The following is a 22,386-nucleotide window of genomic DNA, read 5'->3' on the forward strand; positions in this document are numbered from 1 at the left end:
CGAAAGGACTACGCTCTGTACCGTAGTGGCTCCGGTGTGTTGGAGTGAAGGGCGAGAGTGAGACCCGGCATGATGTGCCGGACGCTGTGCTGCCGTCGCGACCGGCCGAGTTCGCGGTTCAATCGACGTAGATCGTGGCGCACGGTCGCGGAATCGATCGTGCCGGCGCGGTCGAGTACCGGTCGCAGGACCTCGCAGGCTCGTTCGACCTGGCCAACGGTGGCTGCGGCCAGGGCGAGGCGTGCCCCATATCGCGCCCTGGTCCGGTGCGCGTCCGGCGCTATCGAGCCCAACTCGCGGTCCAGGATCTCGGCCGCCTCGAGTGGCCGCCCGAGGTCCTGCAGACACCACGCGGTCACGAACGCGATCGGATCCGTCATCGTCGCGCTGCCGAGAGTCGGGCCGTCGGGGGCCTCCGCGTGGCCGGCCCGCATGAACTCGGCCGCCCGCTCCAGCGCTCGGTGGCAGGCTCGCTCATCGCCGACAATGGCATGGCCCTGCGCCTCACGTTGGGCCGCGAAGCTGCGGATGCGTGCGCTGCGGGATCGGGTCTGGGCCTCTCGGGCGAGCGCCTTCGTGGCGATCGGGTCACCTCGGTAAAGAGCCAGTTCCGCGCGGCGGACCAATCCATAGGATTCCAGCTCCGGATCCCCACCTGCGCTCGCGAGCCTGATGGCGTGCGCCGTCCACCACAACGCGGCGGTCTCATCGCCTTTCTCCTGTGCCATCCAGCCGGTGTACTCGGCGAAACGGGATGCCAAACGCAACGCCTCGCCCCGGCTCGATGACTGGTTATCGGTGGCAAGACCCTGTACGGCGTTGGTCGTCGCGATAAGAATCTGGCTGACCATGCCCGGCGGCGCACTCTGCCCGAGTCGCCGCAGTTCGTCCAACCAGCCCCGGAAAATCGGCAGAGTGGACTCTGCGGCGCCGACCCGGTCGAGCGGCGGGGTGATCGCCCAGCTCATAAGGGTTGCCGCGCCGGCGGTCAGGACCGAGCGTCGATCGTAGGCGCCAAAATCGTTCTGCCCATCGCTGGTCAACCGCATCGTCCACACCTCCTCGCGCGAGTCGAAGTCGGGGTCGGGGTCGGAGTCGGAGCCCGGAACGGGGGCTGTTGGCTGCACCAGCCGGGCCAATGCCCCGGACGCGCCAAGTCCCTGGTCACAACGCCGGGCCAATGCCTGGCTGGGCTTCTTAATGCCAGATTCGATCTTGCTGAGGTGGCTCTTGCTGTAGTTGACACGCTGGGCAAAATGCGAAAGCGACAGTCCCGCTTCCGTCCTTAGTCTGCGCAACTCGGCACCGAACGATAGCGGCTGGATCTGTTCGTCCACCATGTTTCACCACGCGTCTCCTGAGGCCCGATGCAAAGGGGGTCGGACAACTTACTGTGCGGGTGTGGAAATTTCGAAGCAATGGGCCATCCGGGTGGCGGCGACACCCGTCGGGTGGCTCGTGTCGGATTGCCGATGCTCTGGCTCAGGGCGCCCGTCGTCCGACGATGATGCCGCCGAGCCGGCTCTCCGCTGAGGTGACAGTGGTCTGCGAGTCGACTGTGAAGCCGCTCTCGCGTAGCCAGGCCGCCACCTGGGCCGGCTGCCGACGATGGACGCGCACGTTCATCGGGTGTCCGCCGTACCCCTCGGTCTTGAGGGTCGTTTCGTCGCCCACGTGGAAGCCGAGCAGCAGCGGGCCACCGGGGCGCACCACCCGCCGGAAGTGCGCGAACACGACGCCGATCTGGTCGTCGGGGATGTGGATGAGGGAGTACCAGGCGACCAGGCCGGCGACCGAGCCGTCGGCCCGATCGAGGTCGGTCATCGAACCGACCTCGAACCTCAGTTCCGGATGATCGCGGCGGGCGACGTCGATCATCCCGGGCGAGAGGTCGATCCCGAAGGCGTCCACGCCGAGCGTGTGCAGGTGGGCGGTGATGCGCCCCGTTCCGCAGCCCACGTCCGCGACCGGCCCACCGCCAGCGGCCAGCACCAGCTCCGCGAACGAGGCCAGAGCGGCTCGTTCGTACGGTGCTTCCGCGAGGAGGTCACGCACCAGGCGCGCGTAGCTGACCGCCACCGTGTCGTAGGAGGTGCGAGTATCAGACAGCCAGCCGTCTACCGTCACGACGCCAACGTTAATTCAGCGACACGATTGGCACCTTGGAGGCGTCCACCCATGACTCCCGCACCGGTGATCCTGAGTCTGCCCATCGCCGACCGTCCCACCTCCTACCGGTTCTACCGCGACGGCCTCGGCCTCGAAGCCGTGGGCGAGTTGGCCGACGACGGCCTCCCGGAACCGTTGCAGTTCGTGGTCAATGACGGGCTGCGCCTGATGCTCGTCCCGACCGGCGGCTTCGGTTGGGTGATCGGCCGGCACGAGGTCGCCCCGAGGGGCCAGAGCGAGTGCCTGCTGAACCTCACTGTCGACTCGCCTGTCGACGCGGACACGGTCGTCGAGCGGGCCCGCGCCGCCGGCGCCGAGGTCATCACCGAGACGTCCGACCACCCCTGGGGGTACGCGGGCGTCTTCGCCGACCCGGACGGTCACTTGTGGATGGTCTCCGCCGCGGAGTCCTGAAAGCGTCGGTGGTGGTGGTTACGGTCTTGCGGTGACCGTGACCACCGATGCCCCTGGAACGCTGCCCACCCCTGCCGACGAGGCCCGGCTGTGGGCACTCATCGAGGCTGCCTGGGCCGAGTTGGGCGCCGAGCCCCTGGCGCTGCGTCAGGCCCTCGTTGAGCGCGACCCCGCCGCTGACGACGGCGATGATGTCGACGATGTCGACCCGTCCTACGCGATCGACGCCTGGCTTGATGCCTTCCTGGACCGGCTCGGGCAGTTGACCGTCGGGCTGACCGGGCAGGAGCTGACCGATCTGGACCGGGTGGTGGAGCGCAAGCTGTACGACATCGATCGGGAGGACATCCACGAGGTGACCGACGGGTCGGACGACGGTTTCCTCTACGCCCGCGGTTTCATCGTCGCCCTGGGTCGGGCCTACTACGAAGCTGTTCGTGCCGACCCCGCGATGGCGCTGCTGGACGCCGACTGCGAAGGCATGTGTTACCTCTTCGCGCACCTGCACAACGACCGGTTCGGCTCGTGGCCGGAGACCGGCTCCGGGATCTCCCGGGAGTCGTTCGGCAACCCGGCCGGTTGGTCGGCCTGGCCTGCCGACGAGGCGGACCGGTCGCAGCCGGCCGAGGCGTAGCCGATCCGGCCCGGCAGAGCCGTTCAGACGTAGATCTTCGTGGCGTACTCGGGGCCGTAGTGCCTTTCCAGGTCTTCGAGGCTCTCCGTCGGGGCCTCGACCTCCTTGATCAGGCGTGCCCGGGACGGCAGTGCCTCGGGCTGCCAGGTCTCCGGCCGCCACAGCGCGGACCGCAGGAACGCCTTCGCGCAGTGGTAGAAGATCTGCTCGATCTCCACCACCACGGCGAGCACCGGCCGGTGCCCCTTGACCACCATGTCGTCGAACCAGGGCGCGTCGCTGACCAGGCGGGCCCGCCCGTTGATGCGCAGCGTGTCGGTCCGCCCGGGGATCAGGAAGAGCAACCCGATGTGCGGGTTGTCGAGGATGTTGACGTAGCCGTCGGCCCGCTTGTTGCCGGGCCGCTCCGGCAGCGCGAGCGTCGTGTCGTCCAGCACCAGGGCGAACCCGGCCGGGTCGCCCTTGGGTGAGACGTCGCAGCTGCCGTCCGCGCCGGCCGTGGCCATCAGGCAGAACGGCGAGGCGGCGAGCCACTCGCGGTCCCGTTCGTGCAGGCGGGTGCGGTCCTTGTTGGCGGCCCGCGTGCTCGGCTCACCGAGCAACTCGCGCAACTCCTCGTGCGAGGTGATCTCCACCGTCACGTTGGTCCTCCCTCAGGCGTTGACCCGGTGGTGGGCACCACCGTCATCAGCCTAGGCCGCCGTGACCAGCGCGAGGTTTGTGCCGGGTTGCCGGGGGTACGGCCTCACCCGACGTGCTCGCCGACGTGGACCGTTCCGCAGGACGCCGACCAGTGGAGGGCCGGGAGATGGAGAGCCGACTCAAGGTGCTGGGTCACCCAGTCCATCCGATGCTTGTCATGTTCCCGGTGGCGTTGCTAGCCACTGCGGTGCTGTTCGACGTGGTGGACACGGTCGGCGGTCCCGACTTCCTCGGCGAGGTCGCGTACTGGAACATCACCGTCGGCCTGATCGGCGGCCTGCTCGCCGCCGCGGCCGGCTCGTTCGACCTGCTGGCGATACCGAGCGGCACCCGCGCCAAGCGGGTGGGTCTGCTGCACGCGGGCGCCAACGTCGCGGTGATCCTGCTCTTCGCCGCCGTGTGGGCGGTGCGGCTCAACGCGGACTCCCGGGCCGCCGGCGGGGCGCTGATCGCCATCGAACTGGTCGCGCTGGCGATTCTCGGCATCAGCGCCTGGCTCGGTGGCGAGCTGGTCGACCGGCTCGGTGTGGGCGTCGACCGTGACGCCGGCTTGGACGCGCCCAGCTCACTACGGCCGCCGACGGCCACCCAGCGGATCGGAGAGGTGTGATGAGCGAGCAGCAGTTCGGCGGCTTCGGCCGGGGGTGGCGCGGCAGCCGGCAGCAGGGCTGGGACCCGATGGGTGAGTTGCAGTCGCTGCGCTCCGAGTTGAGTCGCCTGGTCGGTGGCCGCGGCGGGGGGTCCGACGTCGAGTTGACCGAGACCTCGGACGGCTGGGAGGTCGTCGTCCGGCTGCCCGGAGTGGCGCCGGAGGAGGTGGCCGTCGAGTTGGACGACCGCGAGTTGTGCGTGCGGGCCCGCTCGGAGGCGGAGGTCAACGCCGACCACGGCATCCCCGGCGGCTTCGAGACGCGCGGCTTCGAATACCGGGTCAACCTGCCGGCGCGGGTCGACCCGGACACCATCGACGCGGTGATGGACCACGGCCTGCTGCGGGTGCGGCTGCCACGGGCGACGCGGCCCGCGCCGCGCACCATCACCGTCGGCCGCACCGGGCCGCGCTCCGGCGACCTCTCCGCGGGTACGCCGATGCCAGCCGATCCCGCCGCGGACCGGGAGCTGCACCGCCCGGACACCGCCGGCGAGATCGACCGGCCGTAGCGGGTCGGGTGGTCACCCCGTCCGTGCTCGGCCCGACCGCCGAGCGCCTTCCCGACGTACGGCGGATCGCCGTGCTGCGCGCCAACGCGCTCGGTGACTTCATCTTCGCCCTGCCGGCGCTGGAGGCCCTGCGCAGCGCGTACCCCTCGGCGGAGATCGTGCTGCTCGGGGCGCCGTGGCACGCGAAGCTCTGGCGCGACCGGCCCGGCCCGGTGGACCGGGTGCTGGTGGTGCCGCCGGCACCGGGCATCCGTACGCCGGAGCCGGGCGAACCGGAGTCGTCGATCGACGACTTCGTGGCCGGCGCCGCTGCGGAATTCGACCTGGCGGTGCAGATCCACGGCGGGGGTGCCAACTCCAACCCGCTGATCAGCCGGCTCGGTGCCCGGTTGACCGTCGGCCTGCGCGCCGAGGACGCGCCGCCGCTGGACCGGTGGCTGCGCTACGTCTACTACCAGCACGAGGTGATCCGCTACCTGGAGGTGGTGGCGCTGGCGGGAGCGCCGGCCACCACCATCACGCCGATGCTGGCGGTGACCGACGATGACCGGGCCGAGGCCGCCCAGGTGCTCGGACCGGCGAGCCGTCCCCGGGTGGCGTTGCATCCGGGCGCCACCGACACCCGCCGCCGCTGGCCCGCCGAGCGCTTCGCCGAGGTGGCCCGAGCGCTGCACGAGGACGGCTACGAGGTGCTGGTCACCGGAACGCCCTCCGAGCAGGAGGTGGTGGACCGGGTCGTCGCTGCGGCGCAGGTGCCGGTGCGCCCACAGGTGGGCACGCTCAGCCTGGGTGGGTTGGTGGGCTGCTACGCCGACTGTGCGTTGGTCGTCTCGAACGACACCGGCCCGCTGCACCTGGCCGCCGCGGTGGGCACGCCAACGGTGGGCATCTTCTGGGTCGGCAACCTGATCAACGGGGCCAGCCCGCTGCGGGGCCGGCACCGCCCGATCAGCTCGTGGACGGTGCACTGCCCGGTCTGCGGCGTCGACTGCACGCCGGGCATCTACCCGCACCGACCCGGCGACGGTGACTGCCCGCATCGGGACTCGTTCGTGACCGACGTACCGGTGATCGAGGTGCTGGAAGCCGCCCGGGAGTTGCTCACCCGGTAGTTCAGGCCGGCTGCGGGGTGTCCTCTTCGGCGAGGACGACCTCCCACGCCTCCACGTCCCGGTCGGTGACGGTGGTGGGGGACTCCAGGTGGTACGCGCCGCTGGGCAGGATGCCCGCGCCACCGTAGCGGGACAACACGGCCAGCTGCGCCGCCACGTCCTCGCCCTGGTGCTTCTCCTGCACCCGACGCCAGAAGTCGAAGCCGCCGGCCTCGACGAGCTTGGCCCGGTCGTAGAGCACGCACCCGCCGATCCAGGAGACCTTGTACGCCCGCCACGCGCCCGGCGGCAGCGCCAACTGCTCGGTGATGTGCAGCAGGTTCGCGGCCGAGTGGATCCGGGCCCGGTTCCACTGCGGGGTGTCGGGTCGGATGCGCTCCGGTGTGGGCGGCCCGACCCACTCCTCGTAGTGGCCGTGCGACTCCGGCCGCACGTCGTCGGTGTACGAGAGCCCGTGCACGCCGTTGCCGACGAACCCGCAGCCCAGCTCACCGATCGCGGTGACCAGTCGGTGCAGCGCACCCGGTTCCAGCCAGATGTCGTCGTCGAGGCTGAGGACGTACCGGGCGGCCGAGGCGGCGAGTAGGTAGGCGCGGTGTTCGGCCAACCCCCGTCGGGGCAGCCGGCGGGTCAGCAGCACCGGGTGGCCCCGGTGGCGCAGCGCCCGGACCATTGTGGCCGCTGCGGGATGCGCGTACGCCGGATCCCCGTCGGACTGATCGCTGACCACCACGCCGAAGCCGGGAACCCCGTCCTGGGCGGCGAGCCCGCCCAGGGTGACGGCCAGTTCGGCCGGCCGGTTCCGGGTCGGAATCAGCACGTCGACCAGCCGGTCGGTGCGAAACTCCTCCGGGGTGCCGGCGTCGAGGGGGCGGTTCACGACGCCTGGGTGCGCAGCGACGGGTCGGGCTCCCGGTCGTCGAGGTGTGGCGACGGGTCCTGGCTGTGCGACCGGATCCGCTCGATGATCGCGGAGGTGGACCGGTCCGGCACGTACCCCAGGGTGCGCACCTGGCCGCCGAGGCGGCGCACCAGCGGCGCCTCCGGCACCAGCTCCGGCGGATAGTCGCCGCCTTTGACGTACACGTCCGGTCGGACCGCCTCGATCAGCGCCGCTGGTGAGTCCTCCTCGAAGACCACCACGTGGTCCACGCAGGCGAGCGCGGCGAGCAGGGCACCTCGGTCCTCGACCGGGTTGACCGGCCGGTCCGGGCCCTTCAGCCGTCGTACGCTGCCGTCCGAGTTGACCGCCACGATGAGCAGGTCGCCCAACGCGCGGGCCTGCTCCAGGTAGCGCACATGCCCGCGATGCAGCACGTCGAAGCAGCCGTTGGTGAAGACCACAGATCGTCCCGCCTCGCGGTACCCGGCGACGATCGTGTCCAACTCGTCGCCGCTGACCAGCGCGGGGTGGCTCGTGGTGTCGGTCGGCTGGCCCAACGCGGCGAGCAGGTCGTCGCGTCGGCACACGCAGGTGCCGGTGTCCGAGACCGTGATGGTGGCCGCGAGTTGGGCGAGTTGGGCGGCGGTGGGCAGGGGCGCGTCGGCGGCCAGGGCCAGGGTCATCGCCGCCAGGTACGCGTCGCCGGCGCCCACGGCGTGGCTTGCCGGCACCGGAGTGCTGTGGCTGCGACGTGGCTCCCCGTCGGCGCCGCCGACAACCGCGCCCTCGGTGTCCAGGGTCACCGCGACCACGTCGGCACCGGTGTGCGCACGCAGTTCGGCCAGCCGCGACTTGGCCAGGACAGCCCGGTCGACGCCCTCCCCGGCCCGGGTGTTCACTGTGACGCCGGTGCCGGTGACGCTGAGCCCGTCGCCGGTGAGGGCGACCCGTCCCTCACCCGGGGTGGGCTCGCCGACCGGCCCCGGGCGGTCGGCCCGGGTCAGCTCGGCGGCGGTGTCGTCGGCGCGTACCGCCCCCGGGGCCGCGCCGACGGTCATCTCGGACGGCCCGTCGACGGGGTCGCCGTCCGGGTGTTCCAGGTGCAGTTCGGTCCCGCCGGTCGGGCGGGTCGTACCGCCCGCGCGGGCCAACAGTCGGGTCGCCTCGGCGAAGCTGGGAGTGACCACTGTCGGCGCGAGACCCCGCCAGTCGGCCAGGTCGTGGGCGTCCAGCGCGACCGTGGCGTACCGCTGGCGGTTCTCGACCAGCCACGCGCGGACCGGCGCGGGCAGCGCGCCCAGGCCGTAGTCGCAGACCACCAGGGTCGGCGCCTCCCCACCGGCGGCGGCGCGCAACTCCTCGGTCGCGCAGCTCAGGGCGGTGAGCAGCCGGCTCACCCCGTCGTGGTCCAGCGCGTCCTCCGGGTCGCCGGAGTCCTCACGCAACAGGATCTGGTTGCCGGCCAACATTCGCCGCTTCACCGGGGTGGGTCGCCCGGGTTGGTTGACGGTGCGGTCCCAGACGCTCGCGCGGTCCAGGCAGTCGTGCAGTTCGTCCCCGGCGACGTCGGCGCCGACCGGTGCCACCAGCACCGCCCGGCCGCCGAGGGCGGCGACGTTGACGGCGGTGTTCGCGGCCCCACCGGCGGCGGAGATCCGCCGACGCAGGGTGAGGACCGGGGCGGGCGCCTCCCGGCAGAGCCGGTCGGAGTCGGCGAACCGCCATTCGTCCAACATGGCGTCACCGACGATCAGGACTGGGCGTCCGAGCCAGCTCTCCACGACGGTGGCGAGCCGGCGCTGCTCCGCTGCTGCTCCTGCCATGCCTCCCCGGGTCCCCAGCGGCCTGGCGGACAAACCTGCGCGCCGACCGGTCCCCGCCGCTGGTCAGGGGGTCTTCGGCGGTGTCTGACCGGTCCGAGCCGGTCCGACACCGCTCCGACCTGTTTCGGGCGTTCGAGGGCGGGAAGGGGATTGAGGTACCCCCCCGGAAAGGAGATGTACCGAGATGGCAGCGACATTGCAGGGCAAGCGGATCGCCTTCCTGGCCGCCGACGGCGTCGAGGAGGTCGAGTACGTCCAGCCACGCGAGGCGGTCGAGAACGCAGGCGCGACGGCCGAGCTGGTCTCGCTGAAGCCCGGTTCCATCCAGTCCTTCAACCACCTGGACCACTCCAAGACGTACGACGTGGACGTGACCGTCGACAAGGCCGACGCCGCCGGCTACGACGCGTTGGTGCTGCCCGGAGGGGTGGCGAACCCGGACTTCCTGCGGGGCGACCCGGACGCGGTGCGGTTCGTGAAGGCGTTCTTCGACGCGGACAAGCCCGTCGGGGTGATCTGTCACGGCCCGTGGACGCTGATCGAGGCGGACGTCGTGCGTGGCCGTCGTATCACCTCCTGGCCGACCCTGCGTACCGACCTGACGAACGCGGGCGCCACCTGGGTGGACGAGGAGTGCGTCACCGACGGCAACCTGACCAGCAGCCGCAAACCCGACGACCTCCCCGCCTTCTGCGAAACGATCACCAAAACCTTCACAACCCCCTAACTCCCACCCCACCCCCCACCCCAACCCCCCACCCCCCTTTCCCCGGTGATCAAGAGGTTTGCGTCAGGAACGCCGTGCGCCTTGACGCAAACCTCTTGATCAACGCCGGGAGGCGGGGGTTGGGGGGCGGGGTTGGGGTGGGGTGGGTTGGCGCGGTGGTTTTTTGGTGGGTTGGCGCATGTTCTGCGGCTCGCGGGATAGAAGGCCACATGACCACCGAAGCCTCAGATGCGCCGGTGCTGAACCGTCAGCAGATCCGGCTGCTCATGTTGGGCCTGATGACCGGCATGCTGCTGGCCGCACTCGACCAGACCATCGTCGGTACGGCGCTGCCGACCATCGTGGGCGAGCTGGGCGGGATCAACCACTACTCGTGGGTGGTCACCGCGTACCTGCTCGCCTCGACCGCGTCGACGCCGCTCTACGGCAAGATGGCCGACCTGTACGGGCGTCGGCCGGTCTTCCTCTTCTCGATCGGCACGTTCCTGGTCGGGTCGTTGCTGGCCGGACTGTCGCAGGACATGACCCAGCTGATCGTCACCCGGGGTATCCAGGGTCTCGGCGCCGGTGGTCTGCTGACGCTCGCGTTCACCATCATCTCGGACGTGGTGTCTCCCCGGGAACGTGGGAAGTACCAGGGCCTGTTCGGCGCGGTCTTCGGGATCTCGTCGGTCGCCGGGCCGCTCGTGGGCGGTTATTTCGCGGAGACCGACTGGAGGTGGATCTTCTACATCAATGTGCCGCTGGCGATCCTGGCGATCGTCGTCTGCTACCACGTGATGCGGCTGATCCCGTTCGAACGTCGGGACCACTCGATCGACTGGCTCGGTGCCGGTCTGCTGGTGGCCGGGGTGAGTGCCCTGCTGCTCGCGCTGAGCTGGGGTGGCAACGAGTACGCCTGGGGCTCTGGCGTGATCATCACGTTGTTCGTGGTCGGTGCGGTGCTGGGGGTGCTCTTCGTCCTCCAGGAGGCCCGGGTGGCCGAGCCGATCCTGCCGCTGCGGCTGTTCCGGAACGCCACCTTCGCGTTGGCCAACTCGGCGCTGCTCATCATCGGTCTGGTGATGTTCGGTTCGATCATCTTCATTCCGCTGTACCTGCAGATCGTGAAGGGCGCCTCGCCGACCCGGAGCGGTCTGCTGATGCTGCCGATGATGGCCGGCATCATCATCACCTCGATCCTCACCGGCCGCGCGATGACCCGGATCGGCCGGTACAAGTGGTTCCCGGTGGCCGGTTCGGCGACCCTCCTGGTCGGCATGTTCCTCTTCACCCAGTTGGAGGTGGCCACCTCGCTCTGGGTGGCGTTCGGGTACATGGTGGTGATCGGCGTCGGGCTGGGCCTGTGCATGCAGTCGTTGATCCTGGCGGTGCAGAACGCGGTCTCGGTACGCGACCTGGGTGCCGGCACCTCCTCGGCGACCTTCTTCCGGTCGCTGGGTGGTTCGTTCGGGGTGGCGATCCTCGGCACTGTGCTCTCGTCCCGGCTGACCGGGGGGCTAGCCGACCGGTTGCCCGGCGCGATCGCGCAGCTCCCGCCGCAGGAGCAGGCCGCGGTCGCGGCGAGTGGCGGCGCCAACATCTCGATCAACGATCCGGCCACCATCCTGGCCCTGCCGGGGCCGGTGCGCGCGGCCATCCAGGGTGCCTTCGTCGACGCGCTGGACATGGTCTTCCTGACCGCCGGCCTGATCGCGATCGTGGCGGTGGTGGTCACCCTGACCCTGCCCAACACGCAGCTGCGGGGTGCCGGCCCGAAGGGTGCCACCGGTGGCGCCGACCCGCTCGGCGGGGAGGCCCCGGCTCCGGGCGGCAAGCCGTTGACCCGCGAGTCGAAGGAGGAGGCTGCCGCCGACATGGAGGCCAAGTCCCAGACGATGATCTGAGCGTCTCGACACGGACCGCCCCGGAACGCTCCGGGGCGGTCGGTGGTCAGCCGGGGCGTTGGTGGTCAGCCGGGGCGTTGGTGGTCAGCCGGGGCGCCCTACTTGAGGATGAGCCGGTTCGTCTTCTCGAAGACGTCCAGGTCGGCAAGGGTTTCGACGACCGAGGTGGAGAGTGGGGTGGGAAACCGGTCGCGGGCGAAGAAGCCCGCGTCGGTGGTCTCGTCGGTGACCCGGGCCAACTGCCCGTCCCACTCCTCGACCTTGAACGCGGTCGTGAACACCTGGTACGTGTGCCCGTACATGTTGGTGCTCGTCCGGTCCGGGCCGGTGTAGAGGGCGAACGCGCAGACCCGCAGCGCGCGCAGGCCGGTCTCCTCACGGACCTCGCGTACCGCGCAGTCGGCTATCGACTCGCCCAACTCCATCGCGCCGGCCGGCATGGCCCACTGGCCGTTGTCGGAGCGTTTGATCAGCAGAACGCGTCCGGCGTCGTCGTTGACCACGGCGCGAGCGCCGACGAACATCAGCGTCCGGTCGCCGGCGATCGCCCGCAACTGCCCCACGTACGAGTCGGCCCAGGAGATGCTCACCTGCGACAACTTACCGGGGGTTCCCAACGTGTGACCGGCGACACTAGCTTGTTACCCATGCGTAGCACGATGATGGACGCCCCTCTGCAGATCTCCCGGATCCTCGACCACGGGGCACTGGTGCACGGCTCGGCCGAGGTGGTCACCTGGACGGGTGCCGAGCCCCGCCGGATGACGTACGCCGAGGTGGGCCGGGCCGCCGCCCGGCTGGCACACGGGCTGCGCGACGAGTGTGGGGTTACCGGCGACGAGCGGGTCGCGACCTTCATGTGGAACAACAACGAGCACCTGGTCGCCTACTTCGCGGTGCCGAGCATGGGTGCGGTGCTGCACACGCTCAACATCCGGCTCTTCCCCGACCAGGTCGTCTACATCGCCAACCACGCCGAGGACCGGGTGGTCCTCGTCGACAGCACGCTCATCCCGCTGCTGGCCCGGGTGATCGGTGAGCTGACCACCGTGCGGCACGTCGTGGTGGTCGGCGGTGGCGACCCGGCGCCGCTGGTGGCCGCGGCCGGCGACCGGATCACGGTGCACCACTGGGACGCGTTGCTCGCCGACCGACCCGACACGTACGACTGGCCGGAGGTGGACGAGCGCGACGCCGCCGCCCTCTGCTACACCTCGGGCACCACCGGCAATCCGAAGGGCGTGGCCTACTCGCACCGGTCGATCTATCTGCACTCGTTGCAGGTCTGCATGCCGGAGGGTTTCGGCCTCGGGCCGACCGACCGCGAGTTGGCCATCGTGCCGATGTTCCACGCCATGTCGTGGGGCCTGCCCTACGCGGCCTTCCTCTCCGGCGCGTCGCTGATCATGCCGGACCGGTTCCTCCAGGCCGCGCCGATCGCCGAGATGATCGCCGCCGAGAAGCCCACGCTGGCGGGTGCGGTGCCGACCATCTGGACCGACCTGCTGGCCTACCTGGACACCCACGACGTGGACACCTCCTCGCTCGGTGAGGTGATCGTCGGCGGTTCGGCGTGCCCGCCGGCGCTGATGCACGCGTTCGACGAGCGGCACGGTATCGACGTCATCCACGCCTGGGGGATGACCGAGATGTCCCCGCTGGGGTCGGTCTCGCGTCCGCCCGCCGGTGCGACAGGTGACGATGCCTGGCGCTACCGCTACACCCAGGGGCGGGTGCCGGCGGGCGTGCAGGCGCGGATCGTCGGCCCGTCGGGCGCCCCGATGCCCGCCGACGGCACGGCCGTGGGTGAGCTGGAGGTTCGGGGGCCGTGGGTGACCGCCCGGTACGTCGGTGACGACGCCCCGGACGAGGAGAAGTTCCGCGACGGCTGGCTGCGGACCGGCGACGTGGGCACCCTCTCGCCGGACGGGTACATCAACCTGACCGACCGCGCCAAGGACGTGATCAAGTCCGGCGGCGAGTGGATCTCGTCGGTGGAGCTGGAGAACGCGCTGATGGCCCACCCGGCGGTGCTGGAGGCGTGCGTGGTGGGGGTCCCGGACGAGCGATGGGACGAACGTCCGCTGGCCACCGTCGTGGTCCGGGAGGGCGCTTCGGTGACCGCCGAGGAGTTGCGCGACTTCCTGGCCGGGTCGGTGGCGCGCTGGCAGTTGCCCGAGCGCTGGGCGTTCATCGACACGGTGCCGAAGACCAGCGTGGGCAAGTTCGACAAGAAGGTCGTCCGTTCGCGGTACGCCGAAGGCGAGCTGACTGTCCGGGAGCTGACAGCCCCGTAACGTTTTCCCCGGCACTGTCGCCTCTTGGGGCGGGAGTACTCCTGAACCCTCCCCAGGGGCGGCCCCGGCGTTCGCACCGCGCCGGGGCCGCCCGCTCCACGCGGGGTTACCCGCACCGTCATTGTTGCGAAACTTGTTCGCTTCTGTCCTGCTGACGGGGAAATCGGGTGGTCGGCGACCCGATCAGGCGTCGCTGGTGGTGATGAGCACCTTGCCCACCGTCGAGTCCTCCACCGCCTGGTGCGCCGCGGCCGCCTCCGCCAGCGGGTAGTAGTGCAACGGCAGGCCGGCGTCCGCGCCGACCCGGATGCCACCCTGGCTGGCCGCCGCCGCCACGTCCTTCACGCCCTGCGCCTTGGCCGCCTTCGGCTCGGTGTAGACCAGGACGAACTGCCAGCGGGCGTTCGGCGCCATCATCGCCCGGATCGGGATGCTCACCTCGTCCCCACCGTTGTCGGCGTACATGCAGACCGCGCCGCCGTGCCGCAGCACCCGTGCGTCGACCGAGGCGTTGCGGGCGGGGGCGACCTCCACGATCGTGTGGACCCCGTCGGGAGCGATCTTGTGGACCTCCTCGACCACGTCCTGCTCCCGATAGTTGATCACGAAGGATGCGCCGGCTGCGGCTGCGAGCTGGGCCTTCTCCGCGCTGCTCACAGTGGCGATCACAGTGGCGTCGGCCCACCGGGCGAGCTGGATCGCGGCGTTGCCGACCGCGCCCGCGCCGCCCTGCACCAGCACCGTGTGATCCGCCAGCGCGCCCGCCCGCAGCGTGTCCGGCATGAACTCGCCAGCCGTCAGACAGCGGTGCGCGGTGAGGAACGGAATGCCGAGGGCCGCGCCCAGCTCGAACGGAGCGGCACCGAGGCGTACCGCCTGCCGGACCGGCACCAGGGTGTACTCCGCCGTCGTGCCCCACTGTCGCTGCCAGGCGGCCTCCCAGACCCACACCCGCTCACCGATCAGGTCGGGGTCGACCCCGTCGCCGACCGCCTCGACCAACCCCGCGCCGTCCTGCCCGGGGATCTGCCACCCGTTCGGCGGGCTGTTGCGGCGGGACTTCCAGTCGGTCGGGTTCACCCCGGAGACCGCCATCCGCACCAGAACCTCGCCCGCCCCCGGCTCGGGCACCGGGCGGTCGACCAGGTCGAGCACCGAAGGGTCGCCGTTGCGCTCGTACACGATGGCCTTCATCCGTGGTCTCTACCCGGCTCGAACCGGGTCAACCCAGCTCGTCCACCAGCTCCGGGGTCAGCTCACCGATCGCGTTCAGCGTCACCACGGCCAGCCCGGCGGCGTCCGGATCGAGGGGGTACGAGCCGTGCGGCACCGCCACCACCCGCATCCCCGCCGCCGCGGCGGAACGCACCCCGTTGGACGAGTCCTCCACCGCCACACACCGGGTCGGGTCGACGCCGAGGCGCTGCGCCACGCTCAGGTACACGTCCGGTGCGGGCTTGCCCCGCTCGGTCTGCTCGGTGGAGAGGGTCGCGCCGAACGCGTCGGTCAGGCCGGTCGCCGCCAGCGCCGCCTCGATCAGCCGGGTCGGCGACGAACTGGCCAACCCGAGCGGCCACCGCGCGGCCAGCCCGCGAACGACCTGGTCGGCGCCGTCGATCAGGGGTACGTGGTCCCGGTAGCGTCGGGCCATCTCCTCGACCACCTCGACGGCGACCTGCTCGGAGGTGCGGTCGACGCCCAGCTCTCCGCTGAGGTAGTGCGCCCACTCACCGGTGCTCATCCCCATCAGTCGGCGTTGCGTGTCGGGCTGCCACGTCCCGCCGTGCGCCGCCACGTACGCCCGCCGGACCTCCTCCCACACCGGCTCGGAATCCACGATCACGCCGTCCAGGTCGAAGACCACAGCATCAGTCACGGGCCCATCCTGCCCGACCGGTGGGTGCCCGGTCAGCCGGGCAACGCGGGCAGACCGAGCGGGCTGCCCTCGGGGAGCAGGGTGTGGCCGGACCGGGCGATCGGCTCCAGCAGCTCCCGGAGACGGTCCGTGTCGTCGGCGCCGAGCGTCTGCCACGGGTGCGCGGCGGCCAGGTCGGTGGCGTCCTCGATGGCCTGGAACTCGGCGCGGGCGTGGTCGGTGGCCGCGCCGTCACCGGTCAGCCAACCCCGTTCGGTGAGCCGCTCGCGGGCGGCCTGCCACTGCTCCTCGGACCAGCCCCGGCCCAGCAGGTACTGCGGTGGCGAACCGTCCAGCGCGACCCGCACGGTCAGCGTCTCCACCGGGTCCAGGCCGGCGGCCACCAGCGCCGCCACGTGCCCGTCCCCCCGGTGCTCCCGCAGCGTGGTCGCGGCCTGCCAGAGCCGCGCCAACGGGTACTCACCGGCCGGGAGAGCCGCGTTCGCCGCGCCGAGCACCCGGCCGGCGGTCTGCGCCGCCGATGCGGCCCGTTCCAACAGGTCGGCGGCCTCCACGAGGTGCGACTCGGGAAGCTCGTAGGTCAGCTCGGCGAGCGCCTGCACCGCACCGGTCAGGCGGGCACGCAGCGCCTCCTGGGGAGTGGCCAACCGCCACACCGCAGGCAGTGCCCGGGTCACCATCGGCGGCGCGAAGTTGAAGAAGGCGGCGATCACCGGGGCCGCCTCGGCGGCTCCCAGCGGCGCGGCCCGGCCGGCGAAGTAACCGCGCCAGTAGCCGCGCAACCCGACCGCTTCGTACGCGGCCCGCGCCCGGGGGTGAAGGTAGGTGACAGCGTGGACCGGCTCGAAGTACGCCCACATCGACCGGGCGGTCCGCCCAGGCTCGTCCAGCGCAGTCACATGCACCTCCGCGTCGCGGTTCCGGATGCTCACCCCGGGCGGCGAACCGCCCGGGGTGACGCCGAACCTACTGCCGCTGGGTGACGGGCCGGAAGCCCCATGTGAACAACTCCATCTCGTCCCGGCGACAACCGGGACGATCCGGACAGGTCACTGGGCGGCGAGCACGTCCACCACGAAGCGCAGCGGACCGGTCGGACGTCCACCGGCGTTGGCCTCGTCGTTGCCGTACGCCAGCTCGCCCGGGATGTCGAGCTGCACCCGGCTGCCCACTGTCACACCGACCAGGCCCTGGTCCCAGCCCGGAATGACCTGGCCGACGCCGATCGGGAAGGTGGCCGGCTGCCCGGCCTTCCACGAGGAGTCGAACTCCTTGCCGTCCTTGAAGAACACCCCCACGTAGTTGGTGGTGATGTTCTGGCCCTTCTGCACGGCCGGGCCCTTGCCCTTGATCAGCGGGGTGACCACGAGCTTCTTCAGGTCACCCGTGCCCGGCGTCACCGTCGGCTTGGTGCCCAGCGCCGGGTCGGAGCCCTCGGGCAGCTGCGGAGCGGGGGGTGCGCCAGCCTCGTCGGGGGCCGGGGCGGAGGCGGACGGGGTCGCGTCGGCCTGGGTCTTGGGCTTGTCGTCGCCCCCGCCGATCGCCACGAAGACGCCGATCAGCGTCGCGGCCACGGCGAGGGCGGCGAGGCTACTGAGCCCGGCGTTGATCTTCCGCCTCCGGTCGGCGGCCTTCTTCTCCGCCAACTGGGCGGCCAGGCGGCGCCCCGACTTGGTTGCCGGGCTCTGGTCCGGGCCCGTCTGCTGCGTCCGCTCGCTCACGTCGTCGACTCCCTGCTGCGAAGTGTGGCCGGCACCCGGTGCCGGGGGGAAAGCCGACGCACACGGTACCCGCACAGCGGCCCACCGTGCCCGCCGCGGACGCCTCGGATCGCCCAGCGCGACAGTTCCGGGTCTTTCCCGGGCGGTTATTCCGGGACGACCATGAAGTCCGTCACGAACGAGGTGACCCGCCCGTCGGCGGCACGGCCGATCCAGGTGCCGTAGCAGCCGTCGCCCCAACCGGTGGCCACTGTGACGACGTTGGCACCGCTGGCCTCGTCCAACACGGCGGTGATCAGCCCCGGAACCGGGGACGAGGGCAGCTCGGCCGGGATGAAGACCTCCTCGACCAGTTCCTCGTCCCAGCCCTCCAGGACGGCGAGAGCGGTCGGGTCGGCGAAGGTGCCGACGCCGGCATCCACCCCGTAGCCGAAGTAGTCGTCCCCTCCGAGCGTGGCGACGTCCTGGTCACCCGCGACGGCCGGCTCCCAGCGGATCGTCGGCTCGGCTGAGACGACCAGCTCCAGCGCTGCGACCCGCCGGTCCACCTCGGCGTCCTCCCGGAGCACCACAGCCACCCAGGCGCGCGCGGGATGCCGCCCCGGCGGCACCGTCACGGTGAACGGCTCCGCCTCCGGGCAGACCAGCGGGTCACACCCGACCACACGGCCGGTCGGCAACACGATGTCGCCCACCGGGTGCACCTCGATCAGGTATCCGCCGTGCTGGTCGGTGAAGCGGGCGCCGGGCGTCAGTAACCGGTCCAGATCAGGGGTGTACGGCATGGGGGCTCCTCCGGTCGCCAGCGGCCGGCGGAGCGTACCCGGCGAGGCGGACACCGCCGCCGCTGCCGTACGGTCAGGCGCTCTTGCGGGGTGCGGTCTTGCGTGCGGCGGTCTTCTTCGCCGGCTCCGCCTTCTTCGCGGCGGTCTTCTTGGTGGCGGTCTTCTTCGCCGGCTCCGCCGCCTTCTTCTCGGCCGTCTTCTTCGCCGCGGTCTTCTTCGCGGGTGCCTTGGCCGCCTTCTTCTCGGCTGCCTTCTGCGCCGACCGGGCCGACGAGATGGGCGTCGGCTCACCCCCGCCACCACCCCCGCCGGCGGGCTGCTCGCCGCGAGCCGCCTTGGCGCGCTCCACCGAGGCCTTCAACGCCGCCATCAGGTCCACCGCCGCGGCCGGGGCCTCCTCGACCTCCTCCGGCTGGACGACCTCCCGACCCTCCACCTTGGCGTCGATGACCTCCTGCAACGCGGCCCGGTAGTCGTCGGTGAAGACGTCCGGCTCGAACTCGCCGGTCATCGAGTCGATCAGCGAGCTGGCCATGGCCAGCTCCGGGGGGCGCACCTTGAGGTCCTCGTCGAGGAAACCGAAGTCCGGGGTACGGATCTCGTCCGGCCAGAGCATGGTGTTGAGCAGCAGCACACCCTCGCGGACCCGCAGCGTGGCCAACTGCTCCCGCTGGCGCAGCGCCACCTTGACGATGGCCACCCGCTCCGAGTCGATGAGCGCGTCGCGCAGCAGCACGTACGGCTTGGTAGCGGCGCCCTCCGGCTCAAGGAAGTACGCCTTGTTGTAGAGGATCGGGTCGACCTGCTCGGCCGGCACGAACTCCAGCACGTCGATGGCACGGGAGCTGGTCAGCGGCAGGTCGGCGAAGTCCTCGTCGGTGAGGATCACCATTTCGCCGCCGCCGATGTCGTAGCCCTTGGCGATGTCGTCGTAGGTGACCTCTTCGCCGCAGACCGAGCAGGTGCGCTTGTAGCGGATCCGGCCGCCGTCCTCGCGGTGCACCTGGTGGAACCGAATGTCCTTCTCCTCGGTCGCGGAGTAGAGCTTCACCCCGATCGAGACGAGCCCGAACGACACGGCTCCCTTCCAGATGGCACGCATCCTGCGCTCCCTTCCCCGGTATCGACCATGCTCGCATCCGAAGGAACCGGACGCGAGGTGTTCGGCCCGCTACTACAATTCGGGTCGTGCCCGGAGCGCCGCTCAAGCCGATGCTCGCGATGACCGGGCCGCTCCCGGCCGGTGACGGCTGGGCGTACGAGTTCAAGTGGGACGGCGTCCGCGCCCTGGCCGACATCTCTGGCGGCGGGCAACACCTGTATGCCCGCTCCGGCGTGGAGATCACCGCCGCGTACCCGGAGTTGGCAACCCTGCCCGAGCAGGTCGACGACGCGCTGCTCGACGGTGAGGTGGTGCTGCTCGGCCAGGGTGGGCAGCCGTCGTTCACCGCGCTGGCCGAGCGGATGCACGTCCGGGACCGGGCCAAGGCGGCCCGGTTGGCAGCGGTCATGCCGGTGACGTACATGATCTTCGACCTGCTCCGGCTGAACGGCGACGACCTGACCGGCTGGCCGTACGATCGCCGCCGGGAGGCGTTGGACGCGCTGGCGCTCGGTGGCCTCCGGTGGGCGGTGCCGCCGATGTTCACGGACGGGCCGGCGACCTACGAGGCGGCCGGGGAGCACGGCCTGGAGGGTGTGATGGCCAAGCGCTCCGGGGCCGTCTACCGCCCGGGGGTGCGCTCGCCGGACTGGGTGAAGGTCAAGCTGGAGGTGACCGGCGACTTCGTCATCGGCGGTTGGCGACCGGGCGCGCGCCGGATCGGCGGGCTGCTGGTCGGGGTGCCCGGCTCGGATGGCCGACTGATCTACCGGGGCCGGGTCGGCGGCGGGATCGGCGCGGCCATCGAACGGCAGCTCCTCGCCGAGCTGGAGCCACTGCGCTCCGGCGTGTCACCGTTCGCGCCGGGGGTGCCGCGCGAGGATGCGCGGGGCGCCATCTGGGTAGAACCCCGGGTGGTGGTGGAGGTGAAGTACGGCCAGCGCACCCCCGACGGCCGGCTGCGCTTCCCCCGGGTGCTGCGGTTGCGCCCGGACAAGCCTCCGGAGGAGGTCGACGATGCCGGCTGATCGGCTACGGGTGGACGTCGAGGGCCGTGCGCTGGAGCTGTCCAACCTGGACAAGGTGCTCTACCCGGCGGCCGGGTTCACCAAGGGCGAGGTGATCGACTACTACACCCGGATCTCGCCGGTGCTGCTGCCGCACCTGCGGGACAGACCGGTCACCCGGATCCGCTTCCCCAACGGGGTGGACGACAAGTCGTTCTTCGAGAAGAACACGCCGGCCGCGACCCCGGACTGGGTGCGGGTGGAGAACCTGCCGGCGCCCGGGTCGACGAAGGGCCGGGAAACCATCGACTACGTGGTCGCCGACGACCTTCCCACCCTGGTCTGGCTGGCCAACCTGGCCGCGTTGGAGCTGCACACACCGCAGTGGAAGGTGGGCGAGCACCCGGACATGATGGTCGTCGACCTGGACCCGGGCCCGCCGGCCGGGCTCGCCGAGTGTTGCCCGGTGGCGGTGCTGATGCGCGACCGCCTCGCCGACGACGGCATCGAGTCGTACCCGAAGACGTCCGGCAAGAAGGGCATGCAGCTCTGCTGCCCGATCGCCGGCACCCAGTCGTCCGACCTCGTCTCCGACTACGCCCGGCGGATCGCGCAGGAGTTGGAGAAGGCCCACCCGAAGCTGATCGTGTCGAAGATGGCGAAGAACCTTCGACCGGGCAAGGTCTTCATCGACTGGAGCCAGAACAACGCGGCGAAGACCACAGTCGCGCCGTACTCGCTGCGGGCCCAGTCGGTGCCGTCGGTGTCGACGCCGCTGACCTGGGACGAGGTGGAGGCCGGCGCTCGCGGCCGGAAGCCGGCCGTCCGCCAGTTCACCGCCGCCGAGGTGCTGGCCCGCGTCGAGGAGTACGACGACCTGCTCGGCCCCCTGCTCGACGGCGGCCCGGAACTGCCCACCCACTGACGCGGCGCAGCCGCCACCAGGCGCCGCCGACCAGGGCGAGCGTGAGGACTGTGACCGCGACGTCGCCGGCCAGGGCCGCTGCCGGGCTCGCCGGGGAGTAGGGCGGCACCAGGTACGCGAATGCTGCGGCGATGACCAGGCCCGCCGACCCGGCCGCGAGCACGTGCCTTTGCCCCCAGCCGCTGCCCGACGACCAGTAGGCGATCAGGGCCCCGGCGGCGGCTGCCAGCGTCAGTGCCACAGTCACTCCCGCCCAGCCGGGCGTCAGGTCGCCGCCGAACCGGACGAGGACGACCAGCAGACCCACCCAGAGCGGGTGCGGCACCCGACGGGCCCGACGCGGGCGGGGATGACGCCAGCGGGGCAGCAGGGCGACCGCGATCAGGGCGACGACCACCACGGCGGCGAAGGACAGTTGGAGCGGGCTGGCCAGGAAGCCTTTGTCCCCGTTGATGTCCGAGAAGATGAGCAGACTGCCGAGCAGGTAGATCAGACCGACGACGAGGAGACCGGGGCGGCCCAGCCACGGCCGCAGCCGGCGGTCCGCACCGAGGAACGACTCGATCAGCACGATCGGCGCGCAGATCGTCAGCACGATGTGGTTGCCGACGTAGTCGAACGCCTGCCGGAGGCTGAATTCGAGCCCCGGCACCAGCGACGCCTCGGCGGCGGCGCGGGTGTCGGCGTACTGCGTGTCGTCCAGGAAGTCGGGGTTGAACAACGACTGGTCGACCAGCCCGGCCTGGAGTACGCCGAACGCGGCGGCGAGCAGCACGATCGTCGGCCAGCCCGCGCCGAGGTGCCGGGCGGTCTCCCGGATGAGGATCGCCGCACCGCCGTACATCGGGCCCAGGAAGATCAGCACCGGGAGGAAGTCGTCGATGGCGAAGCCACCCCACGAGCACTCGGCCGCCCACGGGGCGAGCAGCAGCAACGCGATCACCGGCAGGAGCCGCCGGCGAAGAGGCAGACGGTCGGCGGATACGAGACGGTCGGCGGCGGGGCGGTCGCCGGTGACGGGGTCGGAACCGGTCGGCATGGGCGCTCCTCGGCGGCATTCTCTTCGGGGGTCACCTGCACGGTGCCCGGACCACCCGGCCACCCGATACGGCCATCGGCCGACGAGCGATGCGACCAAAGTCGTTGAGTACTGTGATGCCGA

The 22,386-nt window shown here is 71.1% G+C and carries 23 protein-coding genes; 10 read left to right on the forward strand and 13 right to left on the reverse strand.

Annotated features, from left to right (window positions below):
• Positions 1 to 8: 8 nt before the first annotated feature.
• Positions 9 to 1,340: a helix-turn-helix transcriptional regulator gene (locus AB0B68_RS03775; RefSeq protein WP_357198350.1), complete on the reverse strand. Its 1,332-nt coding sequence runs from the start codon at positions 1,338 to 1,340 to the stop codon at positions 9 to 11.
• Positions 1,341 to 1,482: 142 nt separating this feature from the next.
• On the reverse strand, positions 1,483 to 2,127 hold the full coding sequence (locus AB0B68_RS03780) for a class I SAM-dependent methyltransferase (protein WP_357198347.1): 645 nt from the start codon (positions 2,125 to 2,127) through the stop codon (positions 1,483 to 1,485).
• Positions 2,128 to 2,178: 51 nt separating this feature from the next.
• Between AB0B68_RS03780 and AB0B68_RS03785 the strand changes: the two genes are divergently transcribed.
• Together AB0B68_RS03785 and AB0B68_RS03790 are read left to right on the forward strand one after the other, a co-directional pair.
• On the forward strand, positions 2,179 to 2,583 hold the full coding sequence (locus tag AB0B68_RS03785) for a VOC family protein (protein ID WP_357257705.1): 405 nt from the start codon (positions 2,179 to 2,181) through the stop codon (positions 2,581 to 2,583).
• 31 nt (positions 2,584 to 2,614) lie between these two features.
• Positions 2,615 to 3,217 carry a DUF4240 domain-containing protein gene (locus AB0B68_RS03790; protein ID WP_357257707.1) on the forward strand — a complete coding sequence of 201 codons (603 nt, stop codon included), beginning with the start codon at positions 2,615 to 2,617 and terminating at the stop codon, positions 3,215 to 3,217.
• A gap of 23 nt (positions 3,218 to 3,240) precedes the next feature.
• Here the strand turns inward: AB0B68_RS03790 and AB0B68_RS03795 are convergent, their stop codons facing one another.
• Positions 3,241 to 3,858: a pyridoxamine 5'-phosphate oxidase family protein gene (locus AB0B68_RS03795; RefSeq protein ID WP_357257709.1), complete on the reverse strand. Its 618-nt coding sequence runs from the start codon at positions 3,856 to 3,858 to the stop codon at positions 3,241 to 3,243.
• 167 nt (positions 3,859 to 4,025) lie between these two features.
• Between AB0B68_RS03795 and AB0B68_RS03800 the strand changes: the two genes are divergently transcribed.
• The 3 genes from AB0B68_RS03800 to AB0B68_RS03810 are packed head-to-tail and all read left to right on the forward strand — an operon-like array spanning position 4,026 to position 6,192.
• On the forward strand, positions 4,026 to 4,529 hold the full coding sequence (locus tag AB0B68_RS03800) for a DUF2231 domain-containing protein (RefSeq protein WP_357198335.1): 504 nt from the start codon (positions 4,026 to 4,028) through the stop codon (positions 4,527 to 4,529).
• Positions 4,529 to 5,080 carry an Hsp20/alpha crystallin family protein gene (locus tag AB0B68_RS03805; RefSeq protein ID WP_357257711.1) on the forward strand — a complete coding sequence of 184 codons (552 nt, stop codon included), beginning with the start codon at positions 4,529 to 4,531 and terminating at the stop codon, positions 5,078 to 5,080. The genes AB0B68_RS03800 and AB0B68_RS03805 overlap by 1 nt, the downstream gene beginning before the upstream one ends.
• Positions 5,081 to 5,088: 8 nt before the next feature.
• Complete coding sequence (locus AB0B68_RS03810; protein ID WP_357257713.1) at positions 5,089 to 6,192, forward strand: glycosyltransferase family 9 protein; 1,104 nt, start codon at positions 5,089 to 5,091, stop codon at positions 6,190 to 6,192.
• Between the two features lies 1 nt (position 6,193).
• On the opposite strand, the gene AB0B68_RS03815 is transcribed toward AB0B68_RS03810, so the two are convergent.
• Together AB0B68_RS03815 and rfaE2 are read right to left on the reverse strand one after the other, a co-directional pair.
• The gene (locus AB0B68_RS03815; protein ID WP_357198327.1) at positions 6,194 to 7,072 is read right to left on the reverse strand and encodes a glycosyltransferase family A protein; all 879 of its coding nucleotides are present in this window, start codon (positions 7,070 to 7,072) and stop codon (positions 6,194 to 6,196) included.
• Positions 7,069 to 8,898 (reverse strand): D-glycero-beta-D-manno-heptose 1-phosphate adenylyltransferase, encoded by a 1,830-nt coding sequence (rfaE2, locus tag AB0B68_RS03820; RefSeq protein ID WP_357198324.1) that lies wholly within the window; start codon positions 8,896 to 8,898, stop codon positions 7,069 to 7,071. The genes AB0B68_RS03815 and rfaE2 overlap by 4 nt, the downstream gene beginning before the upstream one ends.
• 184 nt (positions 8,899 to 9,082) lie before the next feature.
• Between rfaE2 and AB0B68_RS03825 the strand changes: the two genes are divergently transcribed.
• Positions 9,083 to 9,625 (forward strand): type 1 glutamine amidotransferase domain-containing protein, encoded by a 543-nt coding sequence (locus tag AB0B68_RS03825; RefSeq protein ID WP_357257715.1) that lies wholly within the window; start codon positions 9,083 to 9,085, stop codon positions 9,623 to 9,625.
• 209 nt (positions 9,626 to 9,834) lie between these two features.
• Complete coding sequence (locus AB0B68_RS03830) at positions 9,835 to 11,511, forward strand: MDR family MFS transporter (protein WP_357257717.1); 1,677 nt, start codon at positions 9,835 to 9,837, stop codon at positions 11,509 to 11,511.
• Positions 11,512 to 11,609: 98 nt separating this feature from the next.
• Here AB0B68_RS03830 and AB0B68_RS03835 read toward each other — a convergent pair whose 3' ends face one another.
• Positions 11,610 to 12,101 (reverse strand): NUDIX domain-containing protein, encoded by a 492-nt coding sequence (locus AB0B68_RS03835; RefSeq protein WP_357257719.1) that lies wholly within the window; start codon positions 12,099 to 12,101, stop codon positions 11,610 to 11,612.
• Between the two features lie 57 nt (positions 12,102 to 12,158).
• Here AB0B68_RS03835 and AB0B68_RS03840 point away from each other — a divergent pair, with 57 nt between their 5' ends.
• Positions 12,159 to 13,808: a fatty acid--CoA ligase gene (locus AB0B68_RS03840; protein ID WP_357257721.1), complete on the forward strand. Its 1,650-nt coding sequence runs from the start codon at positions 12,159 to 12,161 to the stop codon at positions 13,806 to 13,808.
• A 183-nt stretch (positions 13,809 to 13,991) separates the two neighbouring features.
• On the opposite strand, the gene AB0B68_RS03845 is transcribed toward AB0B68_RS03840, so the two are convergent.
• The 6 genes from AB0B68_RS03845 to AB0B68_RS03870 form a co-directional block, all read right to left on the reverse strand.
• Positions 13,992 to 15,002: an NADPH:quinone reductase gene (locus AB0B68_RS03845; RefSeq protein WP_355004939.1), complete on the reverse strand. Its 1,011-nt coding sequence runs from the start codon at positions 15,000 to 15,002 to the stop codon at positions 13,992 to 13,994.
• A 28-nt stretch (positions 15,003 to 15,030) separates the two neighbouring features.
• Positions 15,031 to 15,684 (reverse strand): HAD family phosphatase, encoded by a 654-nt coding sequence (locus AB0B68_RS03850; RefSeq protein ID WP_357257723.1) that lies wholly within the window; start codon positions 15,682 to 15,684, stop codon positions 15,031 to 15,033.
• 32 nt (positions 15,685 to 15,716) lie between these two features.
• The gene (locus tag AB0B68_RS03855) at positions 15,717 to 16,544 is read right to left on the reverse strand and encodes a hypothetical protein (RefSeq protein WP_357257766.1); all 828 of its coding nucleotides are present in this window, start codon (positions 16,542 to 16,544) and stop codon (positions 15,717 to 15,719) included.
• A 189-nt stretch (positions 16,545 to 16,733) separates the two neighbouring features.
• Entirely contained in the window at positions 16,734 to 17,405 is a 672-nt protein-coding gene (locus tag AB0B68_RS03860; RefSeq protein ID WP_357203787.1) for an FKBP-type peptidyl-prolyl cis-trans isomerase, read from the reverse strand.
• 146 nt (positions 17,406 to 17,551) lie between these two features.
• Complete coding sequence (locus AB0B68_RS03865; RefSeq protein ID WP_357203785.1) at positions 17,552 to 18,190, reverse strand: DUF4241 domain-containing protein; 639 nt, start codon at positions 18,188 to 18,190, stop codon at positions 17,552 to 17,554.
• Between the two features lie 73 nt (positions 18,191 to 18,263).
• A complete protein-coding gene (locus AB0B68_RS03870; protein WP_357203783.1) occupies positions 18,264 to 19,292 on the reverse strand; it encodes a Ku protein in 1,029 nt (342 codons plus the stop codon).
• 86 nt (positions 19,293 to 19,378) lie between these two features.
• Between AB0B68_RS03870 and ligD (AB0B68_RS03875) the strand changes: the two genes are divergently transcribed.
• Positions 19,379 to 20,320, forward strand: coding sequence for a non-homologous end-joining DNA ligase (ligD, locus tag AB0B68_RS03875; protein WP_357257725.1), 942 nt, complete (start codon positions 19,379 to 19,381; stop codon positions 20,318 to 20,320).
• Positions 20,310 to 21,224: a non-homologous end-joining DNA ligase gene (ligD, locus tag AB0B68_RS03880; protein ID WP_357203779.1), complete on the forward strand. Its 915-nt coding sequence runs from the start codon at positions 20,310 to 20,312 to the stop codon at positions 21,222 to 21,224. The genes ligD (AB0B68_RS03875) and ligD (AB0B68_RS03880) overlap by 11 nt, the downstream gene beginning before the upstream one ends.
• Here the strand turns inward: ligD (AB0B68_RS03880) and AB0B68_RS03885 are convergent.
• Positions 21,133 to 22,263: a hypothetical protein gene (locus tag AB0B68_RS03885; RefSeq protein WP_357257727.1), complete on the reverse strand. Its 1,131-nt coding sequence runs from the start codon at positions 22,261 to 22,263 to the stop codon at positions 21,133 to 21,135. The genes ligD (AB0B68_RS03880) and AB0B68_RS03885 overlap by 92 nt on opposite strands.
• Positions 22,264 to 22,386 lie beyond the last annotated feature (123 nt).

This window comes from Micromonospora sp. NPDC049049 (assembly GCF_040649115.1).
GTDB lineage: Bacteria > Actinomycetota > Actinomycetes > Mycobacteriales > Micromonosporaceae > Micromonospora.

Bases quoted from the DNA above. Each gene is read 5' to 3' on its own strand.
- AB0B68_RS03775 (WP_357198350.1), bottom strand. From the start codon at position 1,340: ATGGTGGACGAACAGATCCAGCCGCTATCGTTCGGTGCCGAGTTGCGC.
- AB0B68_RS03785 (WP_357257705.1), top strand. From the start codon at position 2,179: ATGACTCCCGCACCGGTGATCCTGAGTCTGCCCATCGCCGACCGTCCC.
- AB0B68_RS03800 (WP_357198335.1), top strand. From the start codon at position 4,026: ATGGAGAGCCGACTCAAGGTGCTGGGTCACCCAGTCCATCCGATGCTT.
- AB0B68_RS03805 (WP_357257711.1), top strand. From the start codon at position 4,529: ATGAGCGAGCAGCAGTTCGGCGGCTTCGGCCGGGGGTGGCGCGGCAGC.
- rfaE2 (WP_357198324.1), bottom strand. From the start codon at position 8,898: ATGGCAGGAGCAGCAGCGGAGCAGCGCCGGCTCGCCACCGTCGTGGAG.
- AB0B68_RS03825 (WP_357257715.1), top strand. From the start codon at position 9,083: ATGGCAGCGACATTGCAGGGCAAGCGGATCGCCTTCCTGGCCGCCGAC.
- AB0B68_RS03830 (WP_357257717.1), top strand. From the start codon at position 9,835: ATGACCACCGAAGCCTCAGATGCGCCGGTGCTGAACCGTCAGCAGATC.
- AB0B68_RS03840 (WP_357257721.1), top strand. From the start codon at position 12,159: ATGCGTAGCACGATGATGGACGCCCCTCTGCAGATCTCCCGGATCCTC.
- AB0B68_RS03845 (WP_355004939.1), bottom strand. From the start codon at position 15,002: ATGAAGGCCATCGTGTACGAGCGCAACGGCGACCCTTCGGTGCTCGAC.
- AB0B68_RS03855 (WP_357257766.1), bottom strand. From the start codon at position 16,544: ATGTGGGCGTACTTCGAGCCGGTCCACGCTGTCACCTACCTTCACCCC.
- AB0B68_RS03865 (WP_357203785.1), bottom strand. From the start codon at position 18,190: ATGCCGTACACCCCTGATCTGGACCGGTTACTGACGCCCGGCGCCCGC.
- AB0B68_RS03870 (WP_357203783.1), bottom strand. From the start codon at position 19,292: ATGCGTGCCATCTGGAAGGGAGCCGTGTCGTTCGGGCTCGTCTCGATC.
- ligD (WP_357203779.1), top strand. From the start codon at position 20,310: ATGCCGGCTGATCGGCTACGGGTGGACGTCGAGGGCCGTGCGCTGGAG.
- AB0B68_RS03885 (WP_357257727.1), bottom strand. From the start codon at position 22,263: ATGCCGACCGGTTCCGACCCCGTCACCGGCGACCGCCCCGCCGCCGAC.